We start from the raw sequence: 17,343 nt of genomic DNA on the forward strand, positions 1-17,343 counted from the left end.
CCGGGCGCTCCCACTCTTTCGGAGGAAATGAATATGCGTATCGTCGTCGCATTGGGCGGCAATGCCCTGCTGCGTCGTGGCGAGCCCATGACTGCCGACAACCAGCGCACCAACGTACGGATCGCTGCCGAACAGATCGCCAAGGTTGCCCCGGGCAACGAGCTGGTGATCGCCCACGGCAACGGTCCGCAGGTCGGCCTGCTGGCCCTGCAGGGCGCGGCCTATGAGAAAGTCAGCCCGTACCCGCTGGACGTTCTCGGCGCCGAGACCGAAGGCATGATCGGCTATATGATCGAACAGGAAATGGGCAACCTGCTGCCGTTCGAAGTACCGTTCGCCACCATCCTCACCCAGGTCGAAGTCGACGCCAAGGACCCGGCCTTCCAGAACCCGACCAAGCCGATCGGCCCGGTCTACTCCAAGGAAGAGGCCGAAGCCCTCGCCAAGGAAAAAGGCTGGAGCATCGCACCTGATGGCGACAAGTTCCGCCGCGTGGTCGCCAGCCCCCGTCCGAAGCGCATCTTCGAGATCCGCCCGGTCAAGTGGCTGCTGGACAAGGGCACCATCGTCATCTGCGCGGGCGGCGGCGGCATCCCGACCATGTATGACGAAGCCGGCAAGAAGCTCTCCGGTGTCGAAGCGGTCATCGACAAGGACCTCTGCTCCTCGCTGCTGGCCCAGGAGCTGTCGGCAGACATCTTGATCATCGCCACCGACGTGGACGCGGCCTACATCGACTGGGGCAAACCGACCCAGAAGGCCATCGCCCAGGCCCACCCGGACGAACTGGAACGCCTGGGCTTCGCCGCCGGCTCCATGGGGCCGAAGGTCATGGCCGCCATCGAGTTCGCCCGCAACACCGGCAAGGACGCGGTGATCGGCTCGCTGGAAAACATCGTCGCCATCACCGAAGGCAAGTCCGGCACCCGCGTCAGCACCAAAAAGGCTGGCATCGAGTACCGCTGAGCACTACCCGCGACACCCCGGGAGCCCACCGTGGCTCCCGGCTCCCCTTCCTTCAGCAGTCTCCGCTCGATCCATACGGAAATTCGTCGTCTTCTTCCGCCAAATCCTGGCATTGGCGTGACTCGGCGGTCATCATCCTCGTCAGCTAAAGCATTCGAATCACTCTAGCCACCGCCTGGCTTTGTGCCACCGGGCCGCCCCGCCTTGGGCAACCGCCGCCCGGCCGTACAAGATGGACTTGCTGAAGGAGTTTCCGAGAGATGTCTCGACTACCGGTCATCGTTGGTTTTGGTGGGTATAACGCTGCGGGTCGCAGCTCGTTCCATCATGGGTTCCGCCGCACCGTCCTCGAATCCATGGAGAGCGCCGCCCGCCAGGAAACCCTCGCCGGCCTCGCGGTGATGATGAAGCTGGTCAAGGTCGTCGACGGCCAGTACCAGGACGCCGACGGCGACAGCCTCGACCTCGCCGCCATCGAGCAGCGCTTCGAGCAGCAGATCCGCCAGTCCACCCTGATCCGTCGCATCGAGCTGCAATACCTCGACGTCGACGCCGCGCACTGCCACAAGAGCCTGACCGTCAGCGCCGCCGGCGGCCCGGTGACCTTCACCAGTCTGCGCAAGCAACTGCCCGAGCCGCTGCCGGCCAACTGGTCGGTGGAAGAACTCGAAGGCGGCGAGGTGCGCGTTACCCTGCACGACAGTTGCGAGTTCAAGGTCGACAGCTACCGCGCGCTGCCGGTGAAGTCCGCCGGCCAGTTGCCCACCGGCTTCGAACCCGGCGAGCTGTACAACTCGCGCTTCCACCCGCGCGGCCTGCAGATGTCCGTGGTCGCCGCCACCGACGCGGTGCGCTCCACCGGCATCGACTGGCAGACCATCTGCGACAAGGTGCAGCCCGACGAGATCGCCGTGTTCTCCAGCAGCATCATGAGCCAGTTGGACGAGAACGGCTTCGGCGGCCTGCTGCAGTCGCGCCTGCGCGGCCACCGCGTGTCGGCCAAGCAACTGCCACTGGGCTTCAACAGCATGCCCACCGACTTCATCAACGCCTACGTGCTGGGCAGCGTCGGCATGACCGGCAGCGTCACCGGCGCCTGCGCCACCTTCCTCTACAACCTGCAGAAGGGCATCGACGTCATCACCAGCGGCCAGGCCCGCGTGGCCATCGTCGGCAACGCCGAAGCGCCGATCACCTCCGAGATCATCGAGGGCTACGCCGCCATGGGCGCGCTGGCCACCGAGGAAGGCCTGCGCCACATCGAAGGCCGCGACGACGTCGATTTCCGCCGCGCCAGCCGCCCGTTCGGCGAGAACTGCGGCTTCACCCTGGCCGAATCCGCCCAGTACGTGGTGCTGATGGACGACGCCCTGGCCCTGGAACTGGGCGCCGAGATCCACGGCTCGGTGCCGGACGTGTTCATCAACGCCGACGGCTTCAAGAAGTCCATCTCCGCCCCCGGCCCCGGCAACTACCTGACGATGGCCAAGGCCGTGGCCGCCGCCACGCAGATCGTCGGCGAAAAGAGCGTGCGCCAGCACAGCTTCGTCCACGCCCACGGCTCCAGCACCCCGGCCAACCGCGTCACCGAGTCGGAAATCCTCGATCGCGTCGCCACCGCCTTCGGCATCAGCGACTGGCCGATCACCGCGGTGAAGGCCTTCGTCGGCCACTCCCTGGCCACCGCCAGCGCCGACCAGATGATCTCCGCCCTGGGCACCTTCCGCTACGGCGTGATCCCGGGCATCAAGACCGTCGAAACCTTCGCCGACGACGTCTTCAGGGACCACATCGCCCTGTCCAGCAGCGACGTGCGCCGCGACGACCTGGAAGTCTGCTTCATCAACTCCAAGGGTTTCGGCGGCAACAACGCCACCGGTGTGCTGCTGTCCCCCGCCGTGACCGAGAAGATGCTGCGCAAGCGCCACGGCGATGCCGCCTTCGCCGACTACCAGGCCCGCCGCGAAGCCACCCGCAGCGCTGCCCGGCAGTATGATGAAGCCGCCACCCAGGGGCGTTTCGACATCATCTACAACTTCGGCAACGACATGATCGACGAGAAGGCCATCGAGATCAGCGACAAGGGCGTACAGGTGCCGGGCTTCAACCAGGCCATCGCCTACAAGAAGGACGAGCGCTTCAGCGACATGCTCGACTGATCGCCGCCGCTCCACGAAAAAGCCGGGCATCTGCCCGGCTTTTTCATGCCCGAACGCAGTGCTTTTTTGTAGGAGCGAGCTTGCTCGCGAACCGCTCAACGCCTTACCCGCCGGGAAACTCGTTCGCGAGCAAGCTCGCTCCTACGAAGAGCCTACGCGGCGGTCAGTAGGTGCCCTGCCCCACGCCCAGTTCGAGAATGCTGCTCTTGAGGTTCTCGAAGTCGTACTCGCTCAGCCCGACGTAATCCAGCACCCTGGCGCGGATGCTCTCCCACTCGTGGTCTTCCGGCTGGTTGCCCAGCACGCGGTGCGAGCCGCAGATGTGCTCGGCCATCTTGAGGATCGCCAGCAGGTTCTTCAGCTGCGTGTCGCGGGCACTGTCGTCGCTGAAGATCGACAACGCGTTGTGATGATTGGCGATGGCCTCGCAGACATGCTCCGGCAGGCGCCAGGAGCGCGCGGTGAAGTAGCCGACCACGGCATGGTTGGTGTTCAGCACGCGGTTCTCGGTGTCCACCACCCGGCGCTCGTCACTGGCGCTGGCATAGGCCTCCTCCAGCACCGCCATGTAGTGCGGGAAGCGCTTGAGCATCAGCGGAATGCCGCAGTTGTGGAACAACCCCAACGCGTAGGCCTCGTCCACCGACTCGTAGCCGATGCGTTTGGCCAGGGTCAGGCAGCTCATCGCCACGTCCTGCGCGGTATCCCAGAAACGGTTGAGGGTGACGATGGTGTCGTCGCTCATCTCGCCCTTGATCGACTGCGCATTGATCAGGTTGATCACCGAGCGGCTGCCCAACAGGTTCACCGCCCGCTGGATCGAGGTGATGCGGTTGGCCAGGCCGAAGAACGGTGAGTTCACCAGCTTCAGCAGCGCGCCGGACAGCCCCGGGTCCTGGCTGATCAGCTTGGCGATCGCCTTCAGATCCGGGTTGGGCATGAACTGCTCCATCTGCAGGTCAACCATGATCTGCGGCTGCGGCGGCACGCTGATGCCCTGCAGGGCCTGACGGATCTGTTCGGCGGTGAGTTCCTGGGACATGGGCGGGCAGGTTGAAAGTTGACGGGGCGCACAGTTTACCCAGAGCGCAACGTTCTGGAACCGGCGTTTTAGACTGAACTTTCATCGGCGGCAGTGTCGGAACCTTTACACCCAAAAGGACGAAACGGGAGATTCGCCATGAGCCAGACACTCAACGGCAAGACTGTCGCCATCCTGGTCACCGACGGCTTCGAGCAGGTGGAACTGACCGGCCCGCGCGGCGCCCTGGAACAGGCCGGGGCCAAGGTACGCATTCTTTCCGACAACGCCGACAAGGTCCGTGGCTGGAACCATGACCGGCCCGCCGACAGTTTCAAGGTGGACGGTACCTTCGAGACGGCCCGCATCGACGAGTATGACGCCGTGCTGCTGCCCGGCGGCGTGATCAATTCCGACCAGATCCGCAGCCTGCCCAAGGCCCAGGAACTGGTGCGACGCGCCGACCACGCCGGCAAGCCCATCGCGGTGATCTGCCACGGCGCCTGGCTGCTGGTCTCCGCCGGCCTGGTGAAGGACCGTACCCTGACCAGCTGGAACTCCCTCAAGGACGACATCAGCAACGCCGGCGGCCATTGGGTGGACCGCCCCGTGGTCAAGGACGGCCACCTCATCAGCAGCCGCAAGCCGGACGACATCCCAGCCTTCAGCAAGCAGTTGATCGAAGCCCTCGCCGCCTGACCCCGAAGTCGACCAAAAGCGCACGCGCCCCGCTCCGGCGGCGCGTGCCGCTACGGTATAATCGCGCTCTTTTGCCGGAGCCTTTCCCCATGACCCTGCCCAGCCTGCGTCTGAAAGCCAACGCCGAGCGCCGCCTGCGCGCCGGCCACCTGTGGGTCTACAGCAACGAGGTGGACGTCGCCGCCACCCCGCTGAACGGTTTCGGCGCCGGCGAACAGGCCATCCTCGAAATGGCCAACGGCAAACCGCTGGGCATCGTCGCGATGAGTCCGAACAACCTCATCTGCGCCCGCCTGATTTCCCGCGATACCAAGCACGTTCTCGACAAATCCCTGCTGGTTCACCGCCTGAACGTCGCCCTCAGCCTGCGCGAGCGCCTGTTCGACAAACCCTTCTACCGCCTGGTCTACGGCGACTCCGACCTGCTGCCGGGCCTGGTCGTGGACCGTTTCGGCGACGTGCTGGTGGTGCAGCTCGCCTCGGCGACGATGGAAAAGCACCGCGACGACGTGCTCGCCGCCCTGCTGCAGGTGCTCAAACCCAGCGCCGTGCTGTGGAAGAACGACTCCAGCGCCCGCGATGCCGAAGGCCTGGAGCGCTACGTGGCCAACGCCTACGGCGAAGTCCCGGAATGGGTCGCGCTGGAAGAGAACGGCGTGAAGTTCGAAGCCCCGGTGCTGGCCGGCCAGAAGACCGGCTGGTTCTACGACCACCGCATGAACCGCGCCCGCCTGCAGCCCTATGTGCAGGGCAAGCGCGTGCTCGACCTGTTCAGCTACATCGGCGGCTGGGGCATCCAGGCCGCGGCCTTCGGCGCCAGCGACGTGATGTGCGTCGATGCCTCCGGCTTCGCCCTCGATGGCGTGGAGCGCAATGCCGCGCTGAACGGCGTGGCAGACAAGGTCGCCTGCGTCGAAGGCGACGTGTTCGAAGCCCTGCGCGAGCTGAAGGCCGCCGACGAGCGCTTCGACGTGATCGTTGCCGACCCGCCCGCCTTCATCAAGCGCAAGAAGGACCTGAAGAACGGCGAGACCGCCTACCGCCGCCTCAACGAACAGGCCATGCGCCTGCTGTCCAAGGACGGCATCCTGGTCAGCGCCTCCTGCTCCATGCACCTGCCCGAGGACGACCTGCAGAACATCCTGCTGGGCAGCGCCCGCCACCTGGACCGCAATATCCAGTTGCTCGAGCGTGGCGGCCAGGGTCCGGACCACCCGGTCCACCTGGCGATCCCGGAAACCCGCTACATCAAGAGCCTGACCGTGCGCCTGCTGCCCAACGGCTAAGGCATCACGGCAGGTCAGAAAACGGGGCGTTTCCGCAAGGGAGCGCCCCGTTTTTCATTTCACCGGCATCAGCGAATCCGCCTCGCTGATCACCGCCTTGCCGGTCTTGCGCTCGAACAGGCACAGCTCGCGGCCCTGCTTGCCCTGCATGTGTTTTTGGGGATAGCGCCCACCGATCATCAGTGCCGTATAGCCCACACCGTCGTCGAGCAGCACCGGCGAACCCAGCACCTTCTTGTTCTGCAGATGACTCAGCGCCAGGCAGGCTTCGCGCTGCTGCTTGTCCTGCGCCTGCCAGGCCTCATCGGACGAAGCCTGCACAGCGCCGACGAAAAGCACGGCGAGCAGGGCGATGCGGGTAGCCTTCATGGGGTTGCTCCTTCAACGAATGGGACGGGAAAGCGCCACTGGCCATTCAGACCACGCCAGCGCGGTGAAAGTCTATGCCCCGTACCGACCGCCAGCCTTTCCCTGGCGGCAAGGCCCGGCGTAGAATCCGGGCATTCCTGCCATTTATCCCCCGGCGGGCCTGTGAGCCCCGGCCGAGCAGGCGGTGACCCCGCCACGCCCCGCGCCAACCTCGCCCATGCAAGGCCATCTGCCGTTTGCATCCGGTGCGTACCGCGCTCACGATACGAAATCAGAGTCCGCTCAAGGTCTCGCCGGCCAGCCCTACCCGCTGCACGCCGCCGCACTTAAAGACCCGGATCGACTCCCACCGTGACCTGATGCGCAGGAACCTGTCATGCCCGATTACCGCTCGAAAACCTCCACCCACGGCCGAAACATGGCTGGCGCCCGCGCCCTCTGGCGCGCCACCGGGATGAAGGACGAAGACTTCAAGAAGCCGATCATCGCCATCGCCAACTCCTTCACCCAGTTCGTGCCTGGCCATGTGCACCTGAAGGACCTGGGCCAACTGGTCGCCCGCGAGATCGAGAAAGCCGGCGGCGTGGCCAAGGAGTTCAACACCATCGCGGTGGACGACGGCATCGCCATGGGTCATGACGGCATGCTCTATTCCCTGCCGTCGCGCGAGATCATCGCCGACTCCGTGGAGTACATGGTCAACGCCCACTGCGCCGACGCCATCGTCTGCATCTCCAACTGCGACAAGATCACCCCCGGCATGCTGATGGCCGCCCTGCGCCTGAACATCCCGGTGGTGTTCGTCTCCGGCGGCCCGATGGAGGCCGGCAAGACCAAGCTGGCGAGCCACGGCCTGGACCTGGTGGACGCCATGGTGGTCGCCGCCGACGACTCCTGCTCCGACGAGAAGGTCGCCGAGTACGAGCGCAGCGCCTGCCCGACCTGCGGCTCCTGCTCCGGCATGTTCACCGCCAACTCGATGAACTGCCTGACCGAGGCCCTGGGCCTGTCCCTGCCGGGCAACGGTTCGACCCTGGCCACCCACGCCGACCGCGAGCAGTTGTTCCTGCGCGCCGGCCGCCTGGCGGTGGAGCTGTGCCAGCGCTACTACGGCGAAGGCGACGACAGCGTGCTGCCGCGCAGCATCGCCAACGTCAAGGCGTTCGAGAACGCCATGACCCTCGACATAGCGATGGGCGGCTCGACCAACACCATCCTGCACCTGCTGGCCGCTGCCCAGGAGGCGGAGATCGCCTTCGACCTGCGTGACATCGATCGCCTGTCGCGCAAGGTGCCGCAGCTGTGCAAGGTCGCACCGAACATCCAGAAGTACCATATGGAAGACGTGCACCGCGCCGGTGGCATCTTCTCCATCCTCGGCGAACTGGCCCGCGGCGGCCTGCTGCACACCGACGTGGGCACCGTGCACAGCCCGAGCATGCGTGAGGCCATTGCCGAATGGGACATCACCCAGACGACCGACGAGAAGGTCCACACCTTCTTCAAGGCCGGCCCCGCCGGCATCCCGAGCCAGGTCGCGTTCAGCCAGAACACCCGTTGGCCGAGCCTGGACGATGACCGCGCCGAAGGCTGCATCCGCAGCGTCGAGCACGCCTACTCCCAGGAAGGCGGCCTGGCCGTGCTGTACGGCAACATCGCCCTCGACGGCTGCGTCGTGAAGACCGCCGGCGTGGACGAATCCATCCACGTGTTCGAAGGCCGCGCGAAGATCTTCGAAAGCCAGGATGGCGCCGTGAAGGGCATCCTCGCCGACGAAGTGAAGCCAGGCGACATCGTGATCATCCGCTACGAAGGCCCGAAAGGCGGCCCGGGCATGCAGGAAATGCTCTATCCGACCAGCTACCTGAAGTCCAAGGGCCTGGGCAAGGATTGCGCCCTGCTCACCGACGGCCGCTTCTCCGGCGGCACCTCGGGCCTGTCCATCGGCCACGCCTCGCCGGAAGCCGCCGCCGGCGGCGCCATCGGCCTGGTGCAGGACGGCGACAAGGTGCTGATCGACATCCCCAACCGCAGCATCAACCTGCTGGTGAGCGATGAGGAACTGGCCACCCGCCGCGCCGAGCAGGACAAGAAGGGCTGGAAACCGGCCCAGCCGCGCGCGCGCAAGGTGAGCACCGCGCTGAAGGCCTACGCCCTGCTGGCCACCAGCGCCGACAAGGGCGCAGTGCGCAACAAGGCGCTGCTGGACGGCTGAGCCTGGCAGTGACACTGAAAAGCCCGGCGAATGCCGGGCTTCTTGTTTCGGTCTGCGATGCTTTTCGTAGGAGCGAGCTTGCTCGCGAACAGAGCCCACCGGTGACGCCGAGGCTGATCGGGTTAGCGAGCAAGCTCGCTCCTACAGGTTCATGCGACCCCGCTACCTGATGACTGGTTGCGGATCTCGTTAAACCTTACGAGTCACCTTTCGCAGCCTTCGGACAATCACCATACCCCGGCTTCATGCCACGCTCCGCGTTGCAGATCGAACCTTTTTCTTCCCAGGTGATATTGCCGGTCTTGCTGTCCTTCGCAGGCGTCAACTTGATAGTCAGGGCATTGCCTTCCGCGTCGGTCGCCGCGGTATTCGCTTCGATGACACCACTGGCAACCGAATAGCCACCCGTGACGTTCGACGTTTCCGCGAAGGCTTCGGGTATCCCGAAGTCGCCTGTCTTGCATTCACTCAATTTCGCCGCCTCCGCGATACAGAGGCTGACTGCCGTCTTCACCCCGGACAACTCGGTCTTGGCCGCCGCCGCTCGCGCGCGCGATGAATAGTTCGAATACAAGGGAAGGGAAACCGAAGCCAGGATGCCGATGATCGCCACGACGATCATCAGTTCGATCAGGGTAAAACCACGTTGCACGTTCTTCATCATCAAATCCTTTTGTAGCGTTGATGGAAATCCGCCGCCGGTGAGCCGGGCCGGACTCGCTCCATTCAAGTCGCCGCAAAAGACCGCCGCATTCAGACAAATCCGCGCAAGATGCTGAAATTTCTCCCTTTTCTGAAACACTGAAAGACGCAGCCGCAGCCCTTTAGTGCCCATCTGAACGAAATCCTCCTTCCCGTTCGTCCTCCCTTGTCTCATGGCACTGTGCGATCCCGGTCCAGGCCAGTAAAATCGCGCTCTTTTTTCCCGGACCGCCCCCATGAGTTCCTTCGAAAACCCGTCCGCCGCCCAGTCCCAGCCCGATCTGGTCTACGGCCTGGAAGACCGCCCGTCCCTGCCGATCGCGTGGCTCGCCGCGCTGCAGCACCTGCTGGCGATCATCGTGCCCATCGTCACCCCCGGCCTGCTGATCTGCCAGGCGCTGGGCGTATCGCCGCGCGACACCAACCTGATCGTGTCGATGTCGCTGGTGATTTCCGGCATCGCCACCTTCGTCCAGTGCAAGCGCTTCGGGCCGTTCGGCGCGGGCCTCTTGATCGTCCAGGGCACCAGCTTCAACTTCGTCGGCCCGCTGATCGCCGGCGGTGCGCTGATGGTGAAGAACGGTACGCCAGTGGAAGCGGTGATGGCGGCGATCTTCGGCGTGGTCATGGCCGGCTCCTTCGTGGAGATGGGCGTATCGCGCATCCTGCCCTTCGTGAAGCGCCTGATCACCCCGCTGGTCACCGGCATCGTGGTGCTGATGATCGGCCTCACGCTGATCAAGGTCGGTCTGATCAGCATGGGCGGCGGCTTCTCGGCGATGGGCAACGGCACCTTCGCCAACGGCGAAAACCTGATGCTGTCGGGCCTGGTGCTGGCGATCATCGTCATCCTCAACCGCATCCCGGTGGTATGGATGCGCAGCGGCGCGATCGTCATCGCCCTGGCCGTGGGCTACGCGCTGGCCGGCTACCTGGGCCGCCTGGACTTCACCGGCATGCACGAAGCGCCGGCCTTCCAGGTCCCGGTACCGCTGCACTTCGGCCTGGGCTTCTCCTGGAGCCTGTTCATCCCGATGCTGGTGATCTACCTGGTTACCTCGCTGGAAGCCATCGGCGACATCACCGCCACCAGCAAGATCTCCCGCCAGCCGGTGGAAGGCCCGCTGTGGATGCAGCGCATCAAGGGTGGCGTGCTGGTGAACGGCGCCAACTCGCTGCTGGCCGGCCTGTTCAACACCTTCCCCAGCTCGGTGTTCGCGCAGAATAACGGTGTGATCCAGCTGACCGGCGTCGCCAGCCGCCATGTCGGCCTGTGGATCTCCGCGATGCTCATCGTGCTGGGCCTGTTCCCCAGCGTCGCCGGGGTGATCCAGGCCGTGCCGGAGCCGGTGCTGGGCGGCGCCGCGATGGTGATGTTCGGCGCGGTCGCCGCCTCGGGCATCAACATTCTCGCCGGCATCCACCTGGACCGTCGCGCGCTGCTGATCATCGCCGTCAGCCTGGCCCTGGGCCTGGGCGTATCGCAGGTGCCGGAGTTCCTCGCGCACATGCCCCATGCGCTGCGCAACGTGCTGGAGTCCGGCGTCGCCACCGGCGGCATCTGCGCCCTGCTGCTCAACTGGTTCCTGCCCGAGCTCGACGCCACCAAGGTCTCGCACAACGGCTGATCCAGCCACGACGCCACCTTCGGGTGGCGTCGTCGTTTATGCTCCCTGGCATGACCTCTTCCCTGCGCATCGGCGTCATCGCCGACACCCACGGCCTGCTGCGCCCCGAAGCGCTGGCGGCGCTGCAAGGCTGCGCGCGCATCCTGCACCTGGGCGACATCGGCCCCGAATCACTCCTCGATCAACTCCGCGAACTGGCGCCGCTGGACGTGGTGCGTGGCAACAACGACACCGACGACTGGGCCGCCGCGCTGCCGGAAACGCTGCGGCTGGAACTGGGCGGGCTGCGGCTCTACCTGATCCACGACCTCAAGCAGCTGGCTATCGACCCGGTGGCAGAAGGCGTCGATGTGGTGCTGGCGGGGCATTCGCACAAACCGCTGAACGAGGTGCGCGATGGCGTGCTGTACCTGAATCCGGGCAGCGCGGGGCCACGGCGGTTCAAGTTGCCGATTGCGTTGGCGATCCTGACCTTGAGCGAGGAAAAGGCCGAGGTGAAGATGATTTCGCTCGTCTAAGAGTGTTCGCGAGCAAGCTCGCTCCTACAGCGCGGGCGCAGCTCTTCGTAGGAGCGAGCTTGCTCGCGAACCGCCGCCACGCCGTGTTCACGGCTCGAGCAGCTGCGTGGCCAACTGCGCCACCGCCTCCTGGCGCTCGGTCTTCTCGCTGCGCAAGCGGCCATTGAGGCCGGACCACTCCGGATGCGCCCGCGCCTTGCGTAACGCCTCGGGCAGCTTGCCCTCGCGCCACTGCTTGTCTTCGGGCGACTGCACCTGGATCGCTTCCACCGCCGCATGCCCGCGCGTCTGCAGGGCCGCCAGCAGTTGCCGCTGCCGCAGCGCAAGCAGGCGCAGCACGCTGTCGTCCACCGACAACTCGCGGCTGCCCTTCAGCTTGCCCAGCAGGCGCTGGCCGTAGTGGCCAACGGTCTGCCAGGCGCCGCCGGCGATGGCACCCAGCGCAGTGGCCGCGCCGAGGGTCAGGCCGCCGACCAGCAGGTCGATCCCCGCCCCCGCCGCCGCACCGGCCGCAACGCCGCCACCGAGGCGAATGCCCAGTTGGCGCAGGGTTTCCGGGTTGAACAGGTCATCGCCCCAGCGTCCGTCGAGCAGCGGCAGGTCGGCCGCGCGGGCGTCATCCTTGCGGAAGGCGTAGAGACTGAGCAGCGCCTTCACGCAGGTGTCTTCGCGCTTGCGCACCTGATTGCGCAGCGCCTCGGTGGCGTCGCGCACCGCCGCATCCCCCGCGGGCACCAGTTGGCGGCAGGCGGCGACATCCACCAGCAGTTCGGCGATCAATCGCGCCCCGGCCTCGCGGCGAGCGACGGCCTGGGCCTCGTGATCGGCCACCAGCCGATCCAGCTGCGGGCGCGCGCGCTCCAGCAGCAACGCCAGGCTTTCGTACAGACGCCGCTCGCCATCCAGCGGCGGCGCCACGCTGTCGAAGCGCACCAGCGCGTGCAGGCCGAGACGGGACAGCGCCTCGCGCCACTGCTCCTCGCGGTGCTGCGGGCTGGCGACGAAGTTCAGCACCGGCAACAGTGGCCGCGCGCAGGCGGCGAGCACTGCCAGTTCGTCGCGGTACTTGGCCAGCACCGGCTCGCGGGCATCGATCACGTAGAGGCCGGCGTCGGAGGCGAGCAACTGGCGCAGCACCTTGGCCTCCTGCTCGAAGCGGCCACGGGCTTCGCTGCCGTCGAGGAAGCGCCGCAGCTTCTCCGGGCCGTCCAGGCGCTCGCCGGGGCGTTCCAGGCCATCGAGGAAGTCGCGCAGGGCGATGGCATCTTCCAGGCCGGGCGTGTCGTACAGCTCCAGCAGCGGCTCGCCGTCCACCGACAGCCGCGCGCCTTCCACATGCCGCGTGGTGCTGGGACGGTGGGACACCTCGCCAAAGCCCACGTCGCGGGTCAGGGTGCGCAGCAGGGAGGTCTTGCCGACGTTGGTGTGGCCGACCACGGCCAGTTTCAGCGCATCAGTCATGCCCGGTCTCCAGCCAGCCCAGGGGCGATGCCGAGGTGTGCGGCAGTTGCAGGCGCTCGATGCCGGCGTGCCAGTCGCCCAGGCGCTCGGCGTCCAGCGCTTCGCCCGCCGGCGCCTGCAGTAGCCAGATGCGGGTGGCGGCGGCGCAGCGCGAGAGTTCGGCGATCAGCGCCAGGGTGCCGCGATCCGGCGAGCGACGCGGGTCGCAGGCGATCACCAGGCGCGCCGGCGGGTAGCGAGTGAGCTGCTCCAGCAGCCGACGGCGCTGGGCACCGTCGTCGAGGTCGCCGGCATTGGCGATGCCTTCGGCCAGCTTCGGCGGCCAGTTGGGCCGGTCGAGTAGTTCGATGGACACCAGCACGGCGCCGTCGGCGGTGGTCGCCGGGGCTTGCGCCTGCGGCTCGACCAGCTCGCCCGGCGCGGCATCGCTGACACCCAGGCGCTCGCTGGCCGGCATCAGGCGCTCGCGCAGCAGGGCGTAGCCGGGCAGCGAGACATCCAGCGCCAGCTGCGCACGCCCGCGCTTCCAATGCCACAGGCAAAGCAGCCAGAGCGCACCGCGCAGCAGCACGCCGTACACCAGCAGAATCCCCACCAGCCAGCCGGCCCAGGCGTGGCGCGCGTTCTCGCTGGCCACCAGGGCATCGCCGCTGGCGCGCACCAACTCCGAGTCCGGCTGCGGGAAGCCGAGCAGTGATGGCAGCGCGCCGAGGCCGTGGGTCAGGGCGATGAAGGTATCGCCGCCGAGGATGGTGGTCTCCCAGACGAAGCCGTAGCGTCGCGTCGCCAGCAGCGCCAGCATCACGCCCAGCGCGCTGGCCAGGGCGACGAACCAGAGACCGTGGACCAGCAGGCCGAGCGCCCAGCGCGTGAGTTTCTGCCGGTCCAGCAGCACCAGCAGCGCGGGCGCCAGTTGGGCGGCGTGGGCGTCGCGGGCGAGCTTGCCGCTCAGCCACAACCACAGGCGGCCGAGCGCACCGGTCGCCTCGCCGCCGGCGAAGAAGGCCAGGGTCCAGCCCATCAGGGTAATCAGGTGCAGGCCGAGCAGGCTGGCCAGGGCCCAGAACACGTTGACCGGGCGCACTCCATCACCAAGGGCGGCGAAGGCCAGGCCGCCGCCGGTGAACAGCGCCAGCGCCAGCAGTAGGTACAACGCCAGGCGCGAGCCCTGCACCCAGGTGCGCAGGGCGGCGAGCTGGCCGTCGCGTTCGGCGAGCAGCAGCGCGCGATGTTGCAGGCGGCGGGCGAGATCACCGCCGCTGACGATAGCGCGGCGGTTGGCTTCGCTGTCTTCCAGCGGGCCGATCTGCTCCTCGCGCAGGCGCACGGCCTCGCACAGCCACAGGGATTCGAGGGCGGAAGCGGGGGGTTCGCTCACGGGGTCTCCGACAATCGGTACTCGGCACCAAGGATAACCGCTGCTCGCCGCCGCGTCCCGGCACCGCCGGTAACACCCGGTGGCGTCAACCAAACCAAGGAGGGGCTCGCACCGACGCCGCGCGGGCTCAGACTCGCCGGACAACACGCCTACAACAATAACAATGAGGCCTCACCATGCTGCGCTCGCTGCTCAGTGCCTTGCCCCTGCTGCTCGCCGCCGCCACCGCGGCGGCCGTGGAAACCCCGCCGGTGCGCCCTTCCGACTGGGGCCCGGACACCCCGCTGATGCAGGCGGTGCCGCCGCGCGTGCTGGACGCCAAGGTCAGCGCCCGGCAGTCCGACAGCAACACCTCGCAACTGTGGATCAGCCACACCGACTTCCGCCTGCATGACGACATCGGCTTCTTCATCCGCAGGATGCTGATCCAGATGAGCCCGGTAGCGGGCGCCGGCACGCCGCTGATGCTGGATGATCCGAAATCCATGGTCGCGCGCATCCAGGCCGGGGACATCTTCGTCGCCGACGCTACCCTCGCCACGCTGCTCAACGAGGAGCTGCGCAACGCCAACGCGCCGGTGCGCAACCTCAAGCTCAGCACTCGCGCCGATGGCCAGGAAGTCCACGGCGAACTGCTGCGCAAGGGCCGCTGGCGGCCGCTGCGGATGGTCACCGGGATCGAGCAGGCCGGGCCGCTGAAGGTGGCGCTAGTACCGCAGCGGATCTTCGTCGACGGGGTGGACGTCACGCCCTCGCTGAGCGCCGCCTCCATCGAGATGTCCGAGGTGCTGCAACTGCACACCGCGCACATGCAGCTGATCGGCAACCGCATCCTGGTCGACCTCGACGGCCTGTTCCCGCCGCCGCGCCTGGACTTCACCGTGCGTAGCCTGAAGCTCGCCGACGGCGGCATGGACCTGCTGCTGGGCAGCGAGCTGGCCGAGCTGAAATGGCCGCAGCTCAAGGCGCCGCAGAGCTACATGTTCATCGAAGGCGGCGACATCAAGATGGCGCGGACCATCCTGGTGAAGGCCTACGCGCTGTTCACCAGCCTGAGCCCCGATGCGCCGCTGCTGTTCAATCTGTACGACTACCGCCGCCAGTTGCAGTACGGCGAAATCCGCCTGCGCGAAGACGGCATGGTACACATCGCCGTCTCGCCCGTTAAGGCGCCCGCCCCGGAGGAGAAAGCCCTATGAGAACCCTCCTTGCCTCCCTGCTCTGCCTCACGCTGGCCGGCCAGGCCGTCGCCGAGAGCGCCATCGACAAGCAACAGCGCGAACTGGGCGTACTGCGCCAGGGCTGGTTCCAGCAGACGCCGCCGGCGGCGGACTTCAAGGCCAGCCGGCCGGGCGGCCTGCGCGACTCCGGCCAGGACGGCGTGGGCATCCTGCTCAACAACGTGGACATGTATTTCCAGGGCGGCGTCGGCTTCCACAGCCCGCAGCTCAAGGGTTGGCTGGTGCCGCTCAAGGCCGGCGAGCCGATCGACTTCGACCGCCCGCAGGACATGCGCATCGAGGTCTCCGAGGGCGAGGTGATCCTCAGCCCCGAACAGCTCGCCAACCTGTTCAACCAGCACATTCTCGCCTACCCGGAAACCATGCTGCGCGACTTCAAGCTGAGCGTCGAAGGCGACCGCCTGCTGGTGGCGGGCGAAGTGCAGCCGCTGGGCGTCGGCCCCTGGCTGCCGCTGCGGCTCTCCGGCACGGTGAAACTCGACGGCGACAACCTCGACTACCAGCCCGACAGCGTGAAGGTGCTCGGCGTGCCCAGCTACGGCGCCATGAGCCTGGTGGGCCTGCGCCTGGATTCGCTGGTGACCCTGGAGCGCCCCGGCGCGGTGCTGCAGGACAACGTGATGCACCTGAACTACCACCAGGTCTTTCCGCTGGTGGGCATCGGTGGCCGCGTCGAATCCAGCTGGCTGGACGCCAAGGGCCTGCACCTGAAATTCGCGCCCAAGCCGGGCGCCGCCTCGCTGGCCTTCGAACCGCCGCGCCAGGCCGGGCAGTCCTACATCTGGCTGCAATCGGGCGACCTGAAGATCTTCGAGATCCTCATCACCTACTCCCAGGTGCTGCTCAAGGCCGAGCACGCGGACCAGACCCTGGCCTTCAACCTCAAGGACTATCGCAAGGTGCTGGCCACCGGCATCACCCAGGTCAACGAGGACGGCACCTTCTTCATGCGCGTTCCGCCACCGGCCAGCCCCGCCGACGGCGAGCGGCTGGTATCCTCTGGCAACGGGAGTTCCCGCTGATGTTCACCACTGGAGTCGAGATGGCCCAACTGCCCCTGGCGATGATCGCCGCCCTTGCCGAGAACCGCGTGATCGGCGTCGACAACCGCCTGCCCTGGCACCTGCCGCAGGACCTCAAGCACTTCAAGGCCATGACCCTGGGCAAGCCGGTGATCATGGGCCGCAAGACCTGGGACTCCCTCGGCCGCCCGCTGCCGGGCCGGCTGAACATCGTGGTCACCCGCCAGGCGGGCCTGACGCTCGACGGCGCGGAAGTCTTCACCAGCCTCGACGCCGCCCTGGAGCGCGCCGCGCAATGGGCCGAGCAGGAGGAAGCCGAGGAGCTGATGCTGATCGGCGGCGCGCAGCTGTATGGCGAGGCGCTGGAGCGTGCCGACCGTCTCTACCTGACCCGCGTGGGCCTGAGCCCGACGGGCGATGCGCACTTCCCGGAAGTGGACGAGGCGCACTGGCACCTGGCGTCGAGCATCGAGCATGACGCGGAGGGCGAGACGCCGGCTTATGCGTTCGAGGTGTGGGAGCGGGCTTGAAATTTCAGAGCAGGGCCCCTCACCCTAACCCTGGCTACGCGCCCCGCTCCAGAGGGAGAGGGGACTGTCCGGAGCGCTCTGGGAGTCTGTTATCAGCCGGTGAGTCAGGGAGAATGGAGTTTATCTCGGCACGTACGGCCCCCTCTCC

General features: G+C 66.8%; 15 protein-coding genes. 10 read left to right on the top strand and 5 right to left on the bottom strand.

Annotated elements, in window-relative coordinates:
• Window positions 1–33: 33 nt before the first annotated feature.
• Window positions 34–966: a carbamate kinase gene (gene arcC / locus H681_RS23415; protein WP_015479380.1), complete on the top strand. Its 933-nt coding sequence runs from the start codon at window positions 34–36 to the stop codon at window positions 964–966.
• Between the two features lie 260 nt (window positions 967–1,226).
• Window positions 1,227–3,125: a beta-ketoacyl synthase gene (locus H681_RS23420; RefSeq protein WP_015479381.1), complete on the top strand. Its 1,899-nt coding sequence runs from the start codon at window positions 1,227–1,229 to the stop codon at window positions 3,123–3,125.
• 163 nt (window positions 3,126–3,288) lie between these two features.
• Here the strand turns inward: H681_RS23420 and H681_RS23425 are convergent, their stop codons facing one another.
• Window positions 3,289–4,113, bottom strand: coding sequence for an HDOD domain-containing protein (locus H681_RS23425; RefSeq protein WP_086009629.1), 825 nt, complete (start codon window positions 4,111–4,113; stop codon window positions 3,289–3,291).
• Between the two features lie 192 nt (window positions 4,114–4,305).
• Here H681_RS23425 and H681_RS23430 point away from each other — a divergent pair, with 192 nt between their 5' ends.
• Both H681_RS23430 and H681_RS23435 read left to right on the top strand, forming a co-directional pair.
• Window positions 4,306–4,845 carry a type 1 glutamine amidotransferase domain-containing protein gene (locus H681_RS23430; protein ID WP_015479383.1) on the top strand — a complete coding sequence of 180 codons (540 nt, stop codon included), beginning with the start codon at window positions 4,306–4,308 and terminating at the stop codon, window positions 4,843–4,845.
• A gap of 89 nt (window positions 4,846–4,934) precedes the next feature.
• A complete protein-coding gene (locus H681_RS23435; protein WP_015479384.1) occupies window positions 4,935–6,131 on the top strand; it encodes a class I SAM-dependent rRNA methyltransferase in 1,197 nt (398 codons plus the stop codon).
• A 54-nt stretch (window positions 6,132–6,185) separates the two neighbouring features.
• Here H681_RS23435 and H681_RS23440 read toward each other — a convergent pair whose 3' ends face one another.
• Window positions 6,186–6,500 carry a hypothetical protein gene (locus tag H681_RS23440; RefSeq protein WP_015479385.1) on the bottom strand — a complete coding sequence of 105 codons (315 nt, stop codon included), beginning with the start codon at window positions 6,498–6,500 and terminating at the stop codon, window positions 6,186–6,188.
• 376 nt (window positions 6,501–6,876) lie between these two features.
• Here H681_RS23440 and ilvD point away from each other — a divergent pair, with 376 nt between their 5' ends.
• Window positions 6,877–8,715 (top strand): dihydroxy-acid dehydratase, encoded by a 1,839-nt coding sequence (ilvD, locus tag H681_RS23445; RefSeq protein WP_015479386.1) that lies wholly within the window; start codon window positions 6,877–6,879, stop codon window positions 8,713–8,715.
• 196 nt (window positions 8,716–8,911) lie between these two features.
• Here the strand turns inward: ilvD and H681_RS27155 are convergent, their stop codons facing one another.
• The gene (locus tag H681_RS27155; protein WP_330217869.1) at window positions 8,912–9,550 is read right to left on the bottom strand and encodes a pilin; all 639 of its coding nucleotides are present in this window, start codon (window positions 9,548–9,550) and stop codon (window positions 8,912–8,914) included.
• Between the two features lie 103 nt (window positions 9,551–9,653).
• Between H681_RS27155 and H681_RS23455 the strand changes: the two genes are divergently transcribed.
• Together H681_RS23455 and H681_RS23460 are read left to right on the top strand one after the other, a co-directional pair.
• Window positions 9,654–11,045: a uracil-xanthine permease family protein gene (locus H681_RS23455; RefSeq protein ID WP_015479388.1), complete on the top strand. Its 1,392-nt coding sequence runs from the start codon at window positions 9,654–9,656 to the stop codon at window positions 11,043–11,045.
• Between the two features lie 50 nt (window positions 11,046–11,095).
• Complete coding sequence (locus H681_RS23460) at window positions 11,096–11,563, top strand: metallophosphoesterase family protein (RefSeq protein ID WP_015479389.1); 468 nt, start codon at window positions 11,096–11,098, stop codon at window positions 11,561–11,563.
• A gap of 87 nt (window positions 11,564–11,650) precedes the next feature.
• Here H681_RS23460 and H681_RS23465 read toward each other — a convergent pair whose 3' ends face one another.
• Both H681_RS23465 and H681_RS23470 read right to left on the bottom strand, forming a co-directional pair.
• Complete coding sequence (locus H681_RS23465) at window positions 11,651–13,024, bottom strand: GTPase/DUF3482 domain-containing protein (RefSeq protein WP_015479390.1); 1,374 nt, start codon at window positions 13,022–13,024, stop codon at window positions 11,651–11,653.
• Complete coding sequence (locus tag H681_RS23470; protein WP_015479391.1) at window positions 13,017–14,402, bottom strand: DUF2868 domain-containing protein; 1,386 nt, start codon at window positions 14,400–14,402, stop codon at window positions 13,017–13,019. The genes H681_RS23465 and H681_RS23470 overlap by 8 nt, the downstream gene beginning before the upstream one ends.
• Before the next feature lie 176 nt (window positions 14,403–14,578).
• Here H681_RS23470 and H681_RS23475 point away from each other — a divergent pair, with 176 nt between their 5' ends.
• From H681_RS23475 to H681_RS23485, 3 genes are read left to right on the top strand one after another with little or no spacing between them, the layout of a single operon-like run.
• Window positions 14,579–15,601 carry a hypothetical protein gene (locus H681_RS23475; protein WP_015479392.1) on the top strand — a complete coding sequence of 341 codons (1,023 nt, stop codon included), beginning with the start codon at window positions 14,579–14,581 and terminating at the stop codon, window positions 15,599–15,601.
• On the top strand, window positions 15,598–16,665 hold the full coding sequence (locus H681_RS23480) for a hypothetical protein (RefSeq protein WP_015479393.1): 1,068 nt from the start codon (window positions 15,598–15,600) through the stop codon (window positions 16,663–16,665). Before H681_RS23475 ends, H681_RS23480 begins: the two co-directional genes overlap by 4 nt.
• Window positions 16,666–16,685: 20 nt before the next feature.
• Entirely contained in the window at window positions 16,686–17,195 is a 510-nt protein-coding gene (locus H681_RS23485) for a dihydrofolate reductase (protein ID WP_041712759.1), read from the top strand.
• The last annotated feature ends 148 nt before the right edge of the window (window positions 17,196–17,343 follow it).

The organism is Pseudomonas sp. ATCC 13867 (genome assembly GCF_000349845.1).
Taxonomy (GTDB): domain Bacteria; phylum Pseudomonadota; class Gammaproteobacteria; order Pseudomonadales; family Pseudomonadaceae; genus Pseudomonas.